The sequence below is a fragment of the Streptomyces sp. SA15 genome, from assembly GCF_002291145.1.
Classification (GTDB): domain Bacteria; phylum Actinomycetota; class Actinomycetes; order Streptomycetales; family Streptomycetaceae; genus Streptomyces.
Genome location: NZ_NTGE01000110.1, coordinates 48,999 through 64,269, shown reverse-complemented (window position 1 = coordinate 64,269; position 15,271 = coordinate 48,999). Strand labels below are relative to the sequence as shown.

At 71.1% G+C, this 15,271-nt stretch carries 15 protein-coding genes; 3 read left to right on the top strand and 12 right to left on the bottom strand.

Features of this window, described 5'->3' with window-relative positions; translation table 11 throughout:
* Nucleotides 1-56 precede the first annotated feature (56 nt).
* Together CLM62_RS24895 and CLM62_RS24890 are read left to right on the top strand one after the other, a co-directional pair.
* The gene (locus CLM62_RS24895; RefSeq protein WP_095752143.1) at nucleotides 57-1,055 is read left to right on the top strand and encodes an aldo/keto reductase; all 999 of its coding nucleotides are present in this window, start codon (nucleotides 57-59) and stop codon (nucleotides 1,053-1,055) included.
* Nucleotides 1,056-1,362: 307 nt separating this feature from the next.
* A complete protein-coding gene (locus CLM62_RS24890; protein ID WP_095752125.1) occupies nucleotides 1,363-2,544 on the top strand; it encodes a sorbosone dehydrogenase family protein in 1,182 nt (393 codons plus the stop codon).
* 9 nt (nucleotides 2,545-2,553) lie between these two features.
* Here CLM62_RS24890 and CLM62_RS24885 read toward each other — a convergent pair whose 3' ends face one another.
* The 8 genes from CLM62_RS24885 to CLM62_RS24850 all read right to left on the bottom strand — a co-directional run bounded on the left by CLM62_RS24885 (nucleotide 2,554) and on the right by CLM62_RS24850 (nucleotide 10,548).
* On the bottom strand, nucleotides 2,554-2,772 hold the full coding sequence (locus CLM62_RS24885) for a DUF6191 domain-containing protein (protein ID WP_095752124.1): 219 nt from the start codon (nucleotides 2,770-2,772) through the stop codon (nucleotides 2,554-2,556).
* A gap of 35 nt (nucleotides 2,773-2,807) precedes the next feature.
* Nucleotides 2,808-3,068, bottom strand: coding sequence for a hypothetical protein (locus CLM62_RS24880; protein WP_257004073.1), 261 nt, complete (start codon nucleotides 3,066-3,068; stop codon nucleotides 2,808-2,810).
* Between the two features lie 26 nt (nucleotides 3,069-3,094).
* A complete protein-coding gene (locus CLM62_RS24875; RefSeq protein ID WP_179382218.1) occupies nucleotides 3,095-6,133 on the bottom strand; it encodes a helix-turn-helix transcriptional regulator in 3,039 nt (1,012 codons plus the stop codon).
* Between the two features lie 98 nt (nucleotides 6,134-6,231).
* Nucleotides 6,232-6,417, bottom strand: coding sequence for a hypothetical protein (locus tag CLM62_RS24870; RefSeq protein ID WP_095752121.1), 186 nt, complete (start codon nucleotides 6,415-6,417; stop codon nucleotides 6,232-6,234).
* 196 nt (nucleotides 6,418-6,613) lie between these two features.
* Nucleotides 6,614-7,192, bottom strand: coding sequence for a hypothetical protein (locus CLM62_RS24865; RefSeq protein WP_095752142.1), 579 nt, complete (start codon nucleotides 7,190-7,192; stop codon nucleotides 6,614-6,616).
* Nucleotides 7,193-7,227: 35 nt separating this feature from the next.
* Nucleotides 7,228-7,803, bottom strand: a complete 576-nt coding sequence (locus CLM62_RS24860; protein ID WP_095752120.1) for a GNAT family N-acetyltransferase — start codon at nucleotides 7,801-7,803, stop codon at nucleotides 7,228-7,230.
* Entirely contained in the window at nucleotides 7,781-10,027 is a 2,247-nt protein-coding gene (locus CLM62_RS24855) for an MMPL family transporter (protein WP_095752119.1), read from the bottom strand. Before CLM62_RS24855 ends, CLM62_RS24860 begins: the two co-directional genes overlap by 23 nt.
* Nucleotides 10,028-10,230: 203 nt before the next feature.
* Nucleotides 10,231-10,548 carry a hypothetical protein gene (locus CLM62_RS24850; RefSeq protein ID WP_095752141.1) on the bottom strand — a complete coding sequence of 106 codons (318 nt, stop codon included), beginning with the start codon at nucleotides 10,546-10,548 and terminating at the stop codon, nucleotides 10,231-10,233.
* Nucleotides 10,549-10,734: 186 nt separating this feature from the next.
* Here CLM62_RS24850 and CLM62_RS24845 point away from each other — a divergent pair, with 186 nt between their 5' ends.
* Nucleotides 10,735-11,544, top strand: a complete 810-nt coding sequence (locus CLM62_RS24845; protein ID WP_095752118.1) for a methyltransferase domain-containing protein — start codon at nucleotides 10,735-10,737, stop codon at nucleotides 11,542-11,544.
* Between the two features lie 45 nt (nucleotides 11,545-11,589).
* On the opposite strand, the gene gatB is transcribed toward CLM62_RS24845, so the two are convergent.
* The 4 genes from gatB to gatC are packed head-to-tail and all read right to left on the bottom strand — an operon-like array spanning nucleotide 11,590 to nucleotide 15,168.
* A complete protein-coding gene (gene gatB / locus CLM62_RS24840) occupies nucleotides 11,590-13,104 on the bottom strand; it encodes an Asp-tRNA(Asn)/Glu-tRNA(Gln) amidotransferase subunit GatB (RefSeq protein WP_095752117.1) in 1,515 nt (504 codons plus the stop codon).
* Nucleotides 13,105-13,119: 15 nt separating this feature from the next.
* On the bottom strand, nucleotides 13,120-13,359 hold the full coding sequence (locus tag CLM62_RS24835) for a hypothetical protein (protein ID WP_003993134.1): 240 nt from the start codon (nucleotides 13,357-13,359) through the stop codon (nucleotides 13,120-13,122).
* A complete protein-coding gene (gene gatA, locus CLM62_RS24830; protein WP_179382215.1) occupies nucleotides 13,356-14,864 on the bottom strand; it encodes an Asp-tRNA(Asn)/Glu-tRNA(Gln) amidotransferase subunit GatA in 1,509 nt (502 codons plus the stop codon). Before gatA ends, CLM62_RS24835 begins: the two co-directional genes overlap by 4 nt.
* A gap of 7 nt (nucleotides 14,865-14,871) precedes the next feature.
* Nucleotides 14,872-15,168 (bottom strand): Asp-tRNA(Asn)/Glu-tRNA(Gln) amidotransferase subunit GatC, encoded by a 297-nt coding sequence (gatC, locus tag CLM62_RS24825; RefSeq protein ID WP_018531282.1) that lies wholly within the window; start codon nucleotides 15,166-15,168, stop codon nucleotides 14,872-14,874.
* Nucleotides 15,169-15,271: the final 103 nt, after the last annotated feature.

The following is a 15,271-nucleotide window of genomic DNA, read 5'->3' as shown; positions in this document are numbered from 1 at the left end:
GACGCGGCACCGCAGAGGTTAGGTTGGGAGGCCTGGAGAGGGAGGGTCACGAGCAGGTGGAGCGCAGGACGATCGGCGCGGCGGCGCTCGCGGTGGGAGCCGTCGGACTCGGGTGCATGCCGATGAGCTGGGCGTACAGCGGATCACGGCAGCGTGGCGACGAGTCGCTCAGGGCCGTGCACCGGGCGCTGGACCTGGGCTCGACGCTCCTGGACACGGCCGACATGTACGGCCCCTTCACCAACGAGCTGCTACTGGGGCGGGTACTGAAGGAACGCCGCCAGGACGCCTTCGTGTCGACCAAGGTCGGCCTGCTGGTGGGCGAGCAGCACATCGTGGCCAACGGTCGGCCGGGCTACGTGAAGCGCGCCTGCGACGCCTCGCTGCGGCGCCTGCAGACCGATGTGATCGACCTCTACCAGCTCCACCGGGCGGACCCGGAAGTTCCGGTCGAGGAGACCTGGGGCGCGATGGCGGATCTCGTCCGGGCCGGAAAGGTACGGGCGTTGGGGCTGTGCGCGATGGGCGCGCGGGGCGGCCGCCGGTCCGGGGCGCGGCTGCACGACGCGACGATCCGGCAGTTGCAGCGGGTGCAGCAGGTGTTCCCGGTGAACGCCGTTCAGGCGGAGCTGTCGGTGTGGTCGCCGGAGGCACGGGAGTCGCTGCTGCCCTGGTGCGAGGCGCGCGACATCGGCTTCCTGGCGGCGATGCCGCTCGGCAACGGCTTCCTGACCGGCACCCTCACCCCCGGCGAGGGCTTCGAACCGGACGACGTACGCGCCCGCCACCCCCGCTTCACCGCCGAGATGATGGCCGCGAACCAGCCGATAGTGGCCGGCCTGCGCCGCATAGCCCACCGCCACGGCGAGAACGTCACCCCAGCGCAGGTGGCCCTGGCGTGGGTGCTGGCGCAGGGCCGCCACGTCGTCCCGGTGCCCGGGACCAAGCAGGAACGCTGGGTGACGGAGAACGCCCGAGCGGCGACTCTGCGCCTGACGGCACAGGATCTGGCGGAGGTGGCGGGGTTGCCGGGGGCGCAGGGGTCGTGGGAGTGACGGTCCCCGGTCGTAGCGTGGCCGGATCCGGGAGTGACCGGCCACGCCGACGCCGAATCCCCGACATGACCGGCAGCGCACTCCCCGCCGAACCCCAGAAGTGACCGGCCACGCCGGCACAGAACCCCGGACATGACCGGCCACGCGCTCGCGACGGAACCCCGGCAATGACCGGCCACGCCGGCGCGGAATCCCCGACATGACCGGCGGCGCCGGCTCGCATCGGATTGCGGTGATCGGGAACCTGTGAGGTGCGAGCGGTGTATGACAAGTAGAACGTGCCGCGAGACCGCCCGTCGAAGGGACCATGATCGTGCGACATCGAGCTATGTCGGCCGTGTTGGCCGCGGCCGCGCTCCTGCTGACGGCCGGGTGCTCCTCCGACGGCGGAGGAGAAGGGGGGTCGTCGGACGGCGGTGGCAGCGCCGCGCCGAGTCGTACGGCCTCCGGGGCGTCGTCGCCCGCCGGGCAGGGCGGCGAGGCAGCAGCCCCCGCCAAGGGCTCGGTGAAGGTGGTCCGCACGGTCGCCGAGGACCTGAGCACTCCCTGGGGCCTCGCCCCGCTCCCGGACGGCGACCTGCTCGTCTCCTCCCGCGACGAGGCGACGATCACGCGGGTCGACGGGCAGTCGGGCGAGAAGACCGAGCTGGGCGAGGTGCCGGGGGTGTCACCGGCCGGCGAGGGCGGTCTGATGGGCCTCGCGCTGTCGCCCGACTACGCCTCGGACCACATGGTCTACGCGTACTTCACCTCGGCCTCGGACAACCGCATCGTCCGCATGCTGTACGACGAGCAGAAGCCGTCCGGCGAGCAGCTGGGCGCGCCCGACACGATCTTCAGGGGCATCCCCAAGGGCTTCATCCACAACGGCGGCCGGATCGCCTTCGGCCCGGACAAGATGCTGTACGCCGGCACGGGCGAGAGCGGCGAGAAGGGCCTGTCCCAGGACAGGAGCTCCCTGGGCGGCAAGATCCTGCGCCTGACCCCGGAGGGCGAACCGGCTCCGGGCAACCCGTTCCCGGACTCCCCCGTCTACACCTACGGCCACCGCAATGTGCAGGGCCTGGCCTGGGACGGCAAACAGCGCCTGTTCGCCGCGGAGTTCGGCCAGGACACCTGGGACGAGCTGAACGCGATCAAGCCGGGCGACAACTACGGGTGGCCGGAGGCCGAGGGCAAGTCGAGCAACTCCGAGTACCACAACCCGATAGCCCAGTGGAGCACGGGCGAGGCGTCCCCCAGCGGCATCGCCCATGCCGAGGGTTCCATCTGGATGGCGGGCCTGAGGGGCGAGCGTCTGTGGCGCATCCCCCTGAAGGGCACGGAGGCCTCGGCGGATCCGCAGGCCTTCCTCCAGGACGAGTACGGCCGCCTGCGCACGGTGGCGCCGGCCGGCGGCGACAAGCTGTGGCTGGTGACCAGCAACACGGACGGCCGGGGAGACCCGCAGGACGGGGACGACCGGATTCTGGAGGTGCAGGTCAGCTAGCGCCGCCCCTCACTCCCGCGGGGAGTCCACCTCGTCTGAGCCTTCCTCGTCGGGGCCTTCTTCGTCCGGCTTCGGCGGCCGTACGACGACGATCCCGGACGCCAGATCTATCGGCCCGCGCCCGGGATCACCGTCCCCGACGTCCTCGCGGGTCAGCTCAAGCCGCTTCTGCTCGTCACGGGTGTGCTTGCGGCCGGGGGCGAACAGGTCCTCGAAGGCGTTGAACACGGTTCTTCCTTCCCCGGCCGCTTGGCGGCAGGTGGTTACTCGTCGTCTATGAGCGACTGGTCGAGAATCGCCACGGAGACGAGGATCAGGAACGCCCGGTGCACCATGTAGTCGACGGTCAGTCCGGGCGACACGGAGACGACTCGGATGTCCTCGCCGCTGACAGCCTGCGACACCGGTGTGTACGGGTCCTCGGCCAGCTTCAGGAGACCGCGCTCCAGCAGCTTGCGCCGGTCCTCGGAGAGCGAGTCACGCTGCGCCGCAGCACGCTCGGTGAACTCGATCTGGTACAACACGGCTCCTCCCAAGTGGCCTGCCGCCATTATCCCGCGCCCACCCGCTCTTCCCGCCCCGGCGGAAACAACCCCAGCCGATGGGCCACCGCCGCCGCCTCTCCCCTCCCCGAGACGCCCAGCTTGCCCAGGATGTTGGAGACGTGGACGCTGGCGGTCTTCGGGGAGATGAAGAGTTCCTCGGCTATCTGGCGGTTGGTGCGGCCGGCGGAGACCAGGCGGAGGACGTCGCGTTCCCGGCCGGTGAGGCCGAGGGTCCGGGCCGGGTCGTCCGGGGTGGAGGGCCGACTGCCGGTCAGGGTGAGGCGGGCGCGCTGGGCGAGCCGCGCGACGTTCTCGGCGAGGAGACGTGCGCCGAGGTGCTCGGCGACGGCGTGGACGAGGCGGAGCAGTTCCGTGGCACGGTCACGCTCGGGCTCGCCCCCGCCCGCCAGCAGGGCCTCGGCCAGCCGGTACCGGACGCGGGCGAGGTCGTAGGGCTGGTCCAGGGGTTCGATGGCGGTGACCACCTCCGACCACAGCTCGGGGGTGTCCTGGCCCTCGGCACGGCGGACCTCGGCGCGGACCCACTTCTCGACGGCGAGCCAGACGGGCGCGCCCGTGGTGAGGTTCTTGACGGCCGTGAGGATGCGGTCGAGTACGACAGCCCGGCCTTCCTCGGCCGTAGGCAGGTCGCGTGCGTCGGCCTCGGCGAGCGCGGCGGCCAGCAGGACCGACCAGCCGTAGCGCTGGGTGCCGGGCGGGAAGCCGGCGTCGAGGACCCGCTCCAGTTCGGCGCGGGCGTCGAGCAGGCGGCCCTCCCCCGCGGCCACGCCGATCACGATCCGGGCGAGGGGCAGCGCCTGCTGCGGCATGGGGTCGTGGGTGCCGTAGTGCGCCCGGGCGGCGGCCAGGTGGGCAGCGGCCCCGGCCACGTCACCCCGGACGAGGGCGAGGTTGGCCAGGCGCAGCGCGCCGGCGCCCCGGGGCTTGGCGCTGTGTCCTGCCCGCAGCGCGTTCGCCGCGGCCTCGGCGGCGTCGTCCCAACGGCCCAGTGAGTACAGCGAGTCGGAGAGGTTGCTCCACACCCAGGCCTCGGAGTCCAGCTGGCCGTACTTCCGGGCGTAGGCGATGCCGGCCTCGAGGATGGGCACCGCCTCCCGTGAGCGGCCGACGGCCTCGAGTTCCGAGGGCAGGTTCACATGGGCGCGGCCGGCCACGTAGGTCATGCCCTCCGCGACGGCCCGCTCCTTGACCTCGTACAGCTCGGCCAGTCCGCCCTCGACGTCGCCCGCGTCGACCATGAGGCAGCCGCGGGTGAGCCGCGCGTTCAGTTCGATCTCGCGGGCGCCGACCATGCGCGCGTACTCCACCGCGCGTTCGGCCGCGGAGAGGGCGTCAGGGCCGGGTTCGTGCAGCATCGCCCAGTTGGCCACGGTGGAGAGCACCTCGGCGTGCACCTCGGACGGAGGCAGGCCGCGTACGAGGTCCTGCGCGGTGCCCAGTTCCTGCCAGCCGTCGCCCCGGGCCTGCGCCTGCACCAGCCGGGACCTCTGGACCCAGAACCAGGCGGCGCGCAGCGAGTCTCCCTCGTCCTCCAGCAGCCGCAGCGCCCGCTTGGTGATCTTCAGGGCGCGTTCGCGCTCCCCGCAGAGCCGTCCGGCGACGGCGGCCTCGGCCATCAGGTCGAGGTAGCGCAGGGGCGTGGTCGCCGGGTCGCAGCCGCAGGGAGGGTAGACCTCGGTGTAGTCGACGGGGCGCAGCTCGGCCCGGATGTCCTCGGGGGCGGAGTCCCACAGCTCCATCGCCCGTTCCAGGAGCCGCAGTTGTTCGGCGTAGGCGTGCCGGCGGCGGGCGGTGACGGAGGCGTCCAGGACGGCGGGCAGGGCCTTGGCGGCGTCGTGGGCGTGGTACCAGTAGCTGGCCAGGCGCATGACGCGCTCGTCGGCGGGGACGAGCGTGGGATCGGCCTCCAGCGCTTCGGCGAAGCGGCGGCTCAGGCGGGAGCGCTCGCCGGGCAGCAGGTCGTCGCCGACGGCCTCGCGGACCAGGGAGTGGCGGAAGCGGTAGCCGTCGCCGCCGGGCGCGGCGAGGAGGATGTTGGCGTTCACGGCGGCCCGCAGCGCCTCGATGAGGTCGTCCTCGGCGAGCCCGGCGACGGCGGCCAGCAGCCGGTACTCGACGGTGGAGCCGCCCTCGGCGACGATCCGGGCGACCCGCTGGGCGCTCTCCGGCAGCCCCTCGACTCGGACCAGGAGGAGGTCGCGCAGGGAGTCGGTGAGGCCGGCGCAGCACCCTTCGTGGGCGGCGACGGCGAGTTCCTCGACGAAGAAGGCGTTGCCGTCGGAGCGTTCGAAGATCTCGTCGACCTGGGCGGAGTCGGGCTCGGCGGCGAGGATTCCGGCGATCTGGCGGCCGACCTCGGCGCGGTTGAAGCGGCTCAGTTCGAGGCGGCGGACGGTGCGCAGTCGGTCGAGTTCGGCGAGCAGGGGGCGCAGCGGGTGGCGGCGGTGGATGTCGTCGGAGCGGTAGGTGGCGAGGACGACGAGGCGGCCGGTGCGCAGGGTGCGGAAGAGGTAGGCGAGGAGGTGGCGGGTGGAGGCGTCGGCCCAGTGCAGGTCCTCCAGGGCGACGACGACCGTGCGGTCGGCGGCGACCCGCTCCAGCAGACGTGCGGTGAGTTCGAAGAGGCGGGCCATGCCCTCCTCGTCGTGCCGGCCCGCGCCCGCCTCACCCAGCTCGGGCAGCAGCCGGGCCAGCTCCTCCTCCTGGCCGGCGGCGGCGGCCGCGAGTTCCTCGGGCAGTTCGCGGCGCAGGGCGCGCAGCGCGGTGGAGAAGGGGGCGAAGGGCAGTCCGTCGGCGCCGATCTCGACACAGCCGCCGAGCGCGACGACGGCCCCTCGGCGGCAGGCGGCGGTGGCGAACTCCTCGACGAGGCGGGTCTTGCCGACCCCGGCCTCACCCGCGAGCAGTAACGCCTGCGGCTCGCCCGCGCAGGCGCGGGCGAGCGCGGCGTTCAGCGTGTCCAACTCGTCGGCGCGGCCGACGAACACGGGACTGACGGACCTGGTCTCCACGGACCCGAGCATCGCACGCGGGTCCGACAGTGCGGCACCCGTTTTCCCGGGGAGGGCCGTCACCGCGGGGGCGGGCAAGGCCGTACGGCTGCCCTCCCCGGCCCCGGCGCTCACGCCGCCCGCGGGAACCGGTACCGACGGTGGCGGCCGGTATGCACCTCACCCTCGGCGGCGTGTCGGGTTGCTTCGCGGCGGGCGGCGCGGCGGGCGCGGACGGCCTCGCGGGCCAGCCGCTCGTGCTCGGCGCGGCGGATCAGCTCGGCGGAGCGGAACTGCGAGATCTCGTACTCGTACATGGTGTGTCCTTGAGAGAGGTCGGTTTCGGACTTCGCTTTCTGCGATGTCTCAACCTTCGTCTCCAAGGCGGGTCCACCGCATCGGGAGAGTTCCGCATCTTCGCAGGCCGCTGGGGCCTTAGATGTACGTGAGGGGCCTCAGGAGCTCCGTAAGGTGCTTACGGATGCCCTAAGACCCCTCAGGACGTGCGGTGCTTCAGCTCGCGGAGGGCAGTCCCAGCAGGGCGTCGGTGTACTTCAGGACGGCCAGGAGCAGGCCGATGACGCCGAGCGCGACACCGCCCCAGGCGACCGACTTGATCCATGCGGCCTGCGGCGTGCCGGGCGTCCCGAACGCGGGACGGGCCAGGACGACGACGCCGACGACCAGTGCGAGCAGCGCGAACAGGCCGCTCCACAGCGCGGTGGTCTGCCAGGCGTCGCCGTAGACCTCCTTGATCTGCGTGGCGACGTTCGCGGAGGACGAGGTCTCCAGCTGGCCGACGAGGGTCTCGCGGGCGGCGGCGACGGTACCGATCCAGCCGCCGGTGAGAGAAACGAGGCCCAGCGCGGCGGAGACGACGGCGCCCGCGCCCTGACCGACGCCGGAGGCGTCCGCCTCCTCGCCCTTGGTGATGACTTCGACGGCCTCGGCCCCCGTGTCCTCGGCGTCCTGGGCGTCCTGGGCCTCGGTTTCCGTCACCTCGCCGATCGTGCCGGCGTTCACCTTCTCCTCGTCGGTCGTGGCCTCGGCGCCCGTCTCGGCGCCGGTCTCGTCAGCTGTCTTGGTTCCCATGTTCCGCACCGTACGGATCCTGTCTGAGAGGTTGCTTAATGATCGTTGTGAGCCGCACGCGCGCGTGTCGCGCGCCACTCGGGGGCGAGGATGGACCACACCTCGAGGTCGAGCCGTACCCCGTGATGGGGATAGCACTCCCGCCGCACGCCTTCTCTGCTCATCCCCAGGCGCCGGGCCACGTTCAGGCTCGACCGGTTGTCCACGGCCGCGATCCACTCGACCCGGTGGATGCCGCGCTGCTCGATCGCGAAGTCGAGCAGCACCCGCATCGCCCGGGTGACCAGGCCACGTCCCGTACCGGCCGGTTCCAGCCAGCAGCCGACCTCGCAGTTGGCGTTCTCCGCGTCGAAGTTCAGGAAGAGCACCCCGCCCACCAGCTTCCCGTCCAGCCACAGGCCGTGCAGGGAGGCGTTGTCGGCGGCGCGCAGGTCGGCGTACCGCTGGAGCATGTCACGGGCGGACGCCAGGTCCGTGGCCTTCTCACCGAAAGGGACGAACCGGTTGATGAACTCCCGGCCCCGGTCCAGGTGTGCGAGGAACTCCTCGGCGTGCCACGGCTCCAGGGGCCGCAGTTCGGCGCCGTCGTCACCCAGGGATATCCCGTACATCCTGTTCTTCCCGCCCCTTCGCCAGGACGTCCGCCACCTCGGCGTCCGTCGCGGCGGCCAGCCTCTCATGCGCGGCTCGGCTCTCGGGCGCCTCGATGCTGATGCGTGGCATACGGCGGTCCAGCCAGCGCGGCAGCCACCAGTTGGCGCTGCCGAGCAGGTGCATGAGGGCCGGCACGAGCAGCGTACGGAGAACGAAGGCATCGAGGGCGACGGCGGCGGCGAGCGCTATGCCGAACATGGCGATCACGCGGTCGCCGCTGAGCACGAAGGCGAGGAAGATGGAGATCATGATGACCGCCGCGGAGTTGATCACCCGGCTGGTCTCGGCGAGGCCGACACGGACGGCCCGCCGGTTGTCGCCGGTCTCCAGCCACTCCTCGTACATCCGGCTGACCAGGAAGACCTGGTAGTCCATGGAGAGCCCGAAGAGGACGGACACCATGATCACGGGGAGGAAGGGCTCGATGGGCCCGGCGCGGCCCAGGCCGAGCAGTTCGCTGCCCCATCCCCACTGGAAGATCGCGACGACGACGCCGAAGGCGCCGGCGACGGCGGCGACGTTCATCACGGCGGCCTTCAGCGGGATGCCGATGGACCGGAAGGCGAGCATGAGCAGCAGGCAGCCCAGGCCGATGACTACGCCGACGAACACGGGCAGCTTGCCGACGATCACGTCGGCGAAGTCGTCGTAGCCGGCCGTCACCCCGCCGACCTGCACGTCGAGCGAGGTGCCTGTCTCGGCGCGCGGCAGCACCTCGGTACGCAGCCGGTCGACGAGGTCGCTTGTCTTCTGGGACTGCGGCGCCGACTCCGGGACGATCATGACGTACGCCGTGTCACCGCCGGAGTTGTACGTCACCGGTGTCACCGACGCGACGCCCTCGGTGGTGCGGAGGGTGGCGTCGAGGTTGTCGAGGGCCAGCTTGTCCTCGGCTCCGTCGACGTGGGTGACGAGGGTGAGCGGACCGTTGACACCCGGCCCGAAGCCGTCCGTGAGGAGGTCGTAGGCCTGGCGCGTGGTCGACGATTCGGGGTCGTTGCCCTGGTCGGAGGTGCCCAGGCGGAGCCCAAGGGTGGGCAGGGCTAGGACCGTGATGACGACCAGGGCGATCGCGCCGAGCAGCTTGGGGTGGCGCTCGACGAACGCCGACCAGCGGGCGGCGAGCCCGGTCGGCAGCTCGGGTTCGGGCCCGTGTTCCGCCAGCCGCCTGCGCTCGCGCCGGCTGAGGGCGCGCATGCCGATGAGGGACAGCAGGGCGGGCAGCAGGGTCACGGAGGCCGCGACCGTCAGGACGACGGTCAGTGAGGCCGCGATGGAGACGCCGTTGAGGAAGCCGAGCCGGAGGATGAGCATCCCCAGCAGGGCGATGCAAACGGTGGCACCCGCGAAGACGACCGCGCGTCCGGTGGTGGCCACGGCGTTGGTGACCGCCTCCGTCACGGACAGCCCGCGTTTGAGTCCCCGCCGGTGTCGGGTGACGATGAACAGCGCGTAGTCGATGCCGACGCCGAGCCCGATCAGCATGCCGAGCATGGGCGCGAAGTCGGCGACGGTCATGGCGTGCCCGAGCAGCACGATCCCGGCGTACGCGGTGCCGACGCCGACCAGCGCGGTGGCGATGGGCAGCAGCGAGGCGGCGAGCGAGCCGAAGGCGAGGAACAGCACCACCGCCGCGACCGCCACGCCGACCACCTCGGCGAGGTGACCGCCGAACGACTCGGTGAGCCCTATGGCGCTGCCGCCCAGCTCCACCCGGAGCCCGTCGCTCTCGGCGTCCTTCGCGGCCCCGACCACGGCCCGCGCCTCGGAGGCGTCGATGTCCTGGGCCGGGGCGTCGAAGGTGACCGTGGCGTACGCCGTATGTCCGTCCTCGCTGATCCGGCCGGCGCCCTGATCGTCGTACGGACCGGACACCGCGGCCACACCGGGCAGGGCCGCGATCTTGTCCAGGGCGCGAGTCATGGTCTGTTCCACGTCGGCGGCGCGGACCGTGCCGGAGGTGGTGTGCCAGACGACGGTGTCGCTGTCGCCGCCGAGGCCCGGGAAGCCGTCCTTCAGCAGCTGCGTGGCGCGGCCGGACTCGGTGCCGGGGACCTTGTAGTCGTTCGAGTAGGCGGAGCCGGCGACGGCGGCCCCCGCGGTCACCCCGCCGAGGGCGAGGAGCCACAGGACCACGACGACGAGACGTCGTCGGACACACCAACGCGCGAGGGCTGCCACGAACGTGCTCCCAGAAATGCGATTTGTGGATCTTTGACCGGGAGCAGTCGTTCATGAAACTTCATGATGTGAACGGCCCGCAAAGAACGCATGAGCAATGCGAGGCCAACTCTCGCAGGCGAATGTGATCGTTTGCGCCGTTCGTGGGTTTATTCACACGAGTGGGAGCCAGATCACAGGACAGTAACGGGAACTCTGTCACCTCAGTCGAACTGGTCTCCCAAGGCCATCACCATCGCCCCGGCGATCAGTAGCCACAGAGCGCGCCTGGTCCGCCCCCGTGACCCGAGGACCGACGCGAGCGCGCATACGGCGGCGCCGACCGCGTAGGCGGCCGGGACGAGGGTCGGTGCGGAACCGGTGAAGCGGAGCGTCGACGCGGCCAGGCCCGCGAGGGCCAGCAGCGCCCCGGTACCGGCCGCCGTCCAGCGGGCCCGCCGCGCGTCCTGCGCCGGATCCACGTGGTCCTCCTGTATGTCCCCGTGGATCTGGGATGTCTCGGAATCACCGCGTCCGCTCATGGCGGGGGAGCGTAGCGCGTCCCGCTGAACAAATCGGATGCGGGACGGCAGCACGGCTGCTAGCTTCCCGGCGTCCGCCGTTCCCGGCTCATCGCCGCCGACCGAAGCAGGTGCATTGTTTGAAGGTCCGACCGAGCTCCTACGCATCTCTTTCCCCTACGAAGGACTCAAGGAGCCCGTTCACCGATGTCAGACATCACACGAAGGACCTCGACTGACCGCCTCACCGAGCGTCTGACCCACCCGCGCTGGTCGCGCAGCAACCGCTACGGCGCCCGCTGGACCATCGAGAACCAGATGGGCCCGCACGCGCTGTGGCTGCTGGAGTGGCTGGCCCCCGCGCTGGGCCTCGAGGAGCTGCGCCCCGGCGCGCGCGTCCTCGACCTCGGCTGCGGCCGCGCCATGACGTCCGTCTTCCTCGCCAGGGAGTACGACGTCCAGGTCACCGCCGCCGACCTGTGGGTGAAGCCCGACGAGAACGCGGCCCGTATCGCCGAGGCCGGCGTCGCGGACCGCGTCCTGCCCGTGTTCGCGGAGGCGCACGACCTGCCGTTCGGCGAGGGGAGCTTCGACGCGATCGTCTCCGTCGACGCGTACCAGTACTTCGGCACCAATGACCTGTACCTGCCCACGCTGACCCGGCTGCTGAAGCCGGGCGGGCGGATCGGGGTCGTGATGCCGGCGCTGCGGGAGGAGCTGGAGGGCGACGAACCGCCGGCGCACCTGAAGGAGTACTGGGAGAAGGATCCGGGCTTCTGGGCGTTCCACTCCCCCGCCTGGTGGCGGCGGCTGTGGACGCGCAGCGGGGCCGTAGAGGTCGAGACGGCCGACTGGCTTCAGGACGGCTGGCGCGACTGGCTGCTGTGGAGCGAGGTGTGCGCCGAGGAGAGCACCAGCGAGTTCATGGCGGACATGGCCCGCTGGTCGGTCGACCTGATGCACGCCGACGTGGAGCACGTGCTCGGCTTCGCCCGGATCGTGGGACGCCGTAAGTGACAGTACGGCCCCGGAGACCAGGTCTCCGGGGCCGTACCACGGGTCTCAGCCCTCGCTGACGCCCAGCTTCTGCAGAATCAGCTCCTTCACACGGGCCGCGTCCGCCTGACCGCGCGTGGCCTTCATGACCGCGCCGACCAGGGCGCCGGCCGCGGCCACCTTGCCGGCGCGGATCTTGTCCGCGATGGCCGGGTTGCCGGCGATGGCCTCGTCGACGGCGGCGGTGAGCGCGCCCTCGTCGGAGACGACCTTCAGACCGCGCTTGTCGACGACCTCGTCCGGGGTGCCTTCGCCCGCGAGGACGCCTTCGATGACCTGCCGTGCCAGCTTGTCGTTCAGATCGCCGGAGGCCACCAGCTTGGTGACCCGGGCGACCTGCTCCGGCGTGATCGCCAGTTCGTCCAGCGCCTTGCCCGACTCGTTGGCGCTGCGGGCGAGTTCACCCATCCACCACTTGCGGGCGGAGGCCGCGTCGGCACCGGCGTCGATCGTGGCGACGATCGGCTCCAGCGCACCGGCGTTGAGGATCGCCTGCATGTCGACGGCGCTGATGCCCCACTCCTCGCGCAGCCGGTTGCGGCGGACCAGCGGCAGCTCCGGCAGGGCGGAACGGATCTCCTCGACCCACTCGCGCGTGGGGGCCACCGGCACCAGGTCCGGCTCGGGGAAGTACCGGTAGTCCTCGGCCTCCTCCTTCACGCGGCCCGAGGTCGTCGACCCGGTGTCCTCGTGGAAGTGCCGGGTCTCCTGGACGATCGTCCCGCCGCCGCTCAGTACGGCCGCGTGCCGCTGGATCTCGTAGCGGGCCGCGCGCTCCACGGACCGCAGCGAGTTCACGTTCTTCGTCTCGGACCGCGTGCCGAACTTGTCGCTGCCCTTCGGCATCAGCGACAGGTTCACGTCACAGCGCATCTGGCCCATCTCCATACGGGCCTCGGAGACGCCGAGCGCCTTGATGAGCTCGCGCAGCTCACGGACGTACGCCTTCGCCACCTCGGGCGCACGCTCGCCCGCGCCGACGATCGGCTTGGTGACGATCTCGATCAGCGGGATGCCGGCGCGGTTGTAGTCCAGCAGCGAGTGCGAGGCGCCGTGGATACGGCCCGTCGCGCCGCCCACGTGGGTGGACTTGCCGGTGTCCTCCTCCATGTGGGCACGCTCGATCTCCACGCGGAAGGTCTCCCCGTCCTCCAACTGCACGTCGAGGTAGCCGTTGAAGGCGATCGGCTCGTCGTACTGGGAGGTCTGGAAGTTCTTCGGCATGTCCGGATAGAAGTAGTTCTTCCGGGCGAAGCGGCACCACTCGGCGATCTCGCAGTTCAGCGCGAGACCGATCTTGATGGCTGACTCGACTCCGGCCGCGTTGACGACCGGGAGCGAGCCGGGCATGCCGAGGCAGGTGGGGCAGGTCTGGGTGTTCGGGTCGGCACCGAGCGCGGTCGAACAGCCGCAGAACATCTTCGTCTTGGTGCCGAGTTCGACATGGACCTCGAGGCCCATGACGGGGTCGTACGACGCCAGCGCGTCCTCGTACGACACCAGGTCGGTCGTGGTGGTCACGGTGAAACTTCCCTCTCAGCCCAGCAGGACGTCGTCGTCGCCCAGCCGCTTCAGCTCGCGGTACAGGATGGCGAGGCCGGTGACGATCGCGACGGCGGACACGGTGGCGTCGATCAGGACCAGCGTGTCCTTCTCGGCGCGGGCCTTCTTGAGCCGCTTGGCGACGCCGATCGCGCCGAACGCGGTCCCGGCCATGGACAGGTACGTGCCGGACTTGGACTTCTTGAAGCCCTTGGCCTTGGTCAGTGCACTCACAGCGACGGAGCCTCCTCGATCAGCGGGTGGCCCCACCTTTCCACGAAGGCGGCCTCGACGGCGGCGCCGACCTTGTAGAGACGGTCGTCCTTCAGCGCGGGGGCGATGATCTGCAGGCCGACCGGGAGGTTGTCCTCCGGGGCGAGACCGCACGGCAGCGACATGGCCGCGTTGCCCGCCAGGTTGGTCGGGATGGTGCACAGGTCGGCGAGGTACATCGCCATCGGGTCGTCGGCGCGCTCGCCGATCGGGAAGGCGGTGGTGGGCGTGGTCGGCGAGACGATCACATCCACCTGCTCGAAGGCCTTCTCGAAGTCGCGCGTGATGAGCGTGCGGACCTTCTGGGCGGACCCGTAGTACGCGTCGTAGTAGCCGCTCGACAGCGCGTACGTGCCGAGCATGATGCGGCGCTTGACCTCCGGGCCGAAGCCCGCCTCACGGGTGAGGGAAGTGACCTCCTCGGCGGAGTGCGTGCCGTCGTCGCCGGTCCGCAGGCCGTAGCGCAGGCCGTCGAAGCGGGCGAGGTTGGAGGAGCACTCGGACGGGGCGATCAGGTAGTACGCCGACAGGGCCAGGTCGAAGGACGGGCAGTCCAGCTCGACGATCTCCGCGCCCAGCTCCTTGAGGAGGGCCACGGACTCGTCGAAGCGCTGGATGACGCCGGCCTGGTAGCCCTCGCCGCGGAACTGCTTGACGACGCCGACGCGCATGCCGACGACGCTGCCGTTGCGGGCGGCCTCGACGACCGGCGGGACCGGGGCGTCGATGGAGGTGGAGTCGAGCGGGTCGTGCCCGGCGATGACCTCGTGGAGGAGGGCCGCGTCCAGGACCGTACGGGCGCAGGGGCCGCCCTGGTCGAGGGAGGACGAGAACGCCACCATGCCGTAGCGGGAGACGCCGCCGTACGTCGGCTTGACGCCGACCGTGCCGGTGACGGCGGCCGGCTGGCGGATCGAGCCGCCGGTGTCGGTGCCGATGGCGAGGGGCGCCTGGAAGGAGGCGAGCGCCGCGCTCGAACCGCCGCCGGAACCGCCGGGGATCTTGGTGAGGTCCCAGGGGTTGCCGGTAGGCCCGTAGGCGCTGTTCTCCGTCGACGACCCCATGGCGAACTCGTCCATGTTGGTCTTGCCGAGGATGACGACGTCGGCGGCCTTCAGCTTCTTGGTGACCGTGGCGTCGTACGGCGGGATCCAGCCCTCGAGGATCTTCGAACCGACGGTCGTCGGAACGCCCTCGGTGGTGAAGATGTCCTTGAGCGCGAGGGGAACGCCGGCCAGCGGTCCCAGCTTCTCCCCCTTGGCCCGCTTCTCGTCGACGGCGCGGGCCTGGGCCAGGGCGCCCTCACGGTCGACGTGCAGGAAGGCGTGCACCTTCTCGTCGACGGCCTCGATGCGGGCCAGGTGGGCCTCGGTGACCTCGACCGCGGTGAGCTCGCCGGAGGCGATCTTCGCGGCGGTCTCGGCGGCGGTGAGTTTGATGCAGTATTCGATCTTATTGGCCGTCATGGTGGTGTTAGTCCTCCCCCAGGATCTGCGGCACCTTGAAACGCTGCTGCTCCTGGGCCGGGGCGCCGGAGAGCGCCTGCTCGGGGGTGAGCGACGGACGGACCTCGTCCGCGCGCATGACGTTCGTCAGCGGGAGCGGGTGCGAGGTCGGCGGTACGTCTTGGTCGGCGACCTCACTGACGCGGGCGACCGCGCCGATGATGTCGTCCAGCTGTCCCGCGAAGTGGTCGAGCTCTTCGGGCTTCAGCTCCAGACGCGCCAGCCGGGCGAGGTGGGCGACCTCCTCGCGCGTGATGCCAGGCATGCAGCGATCCTCTGGGGTGAGAGTGTGTGGTTTGGGGCCAATCCTATGGGGCGGGGGCCCCTGCCCGTTAAACGGTTTCCCAGCGACTCGTCCCAGCGCCTTG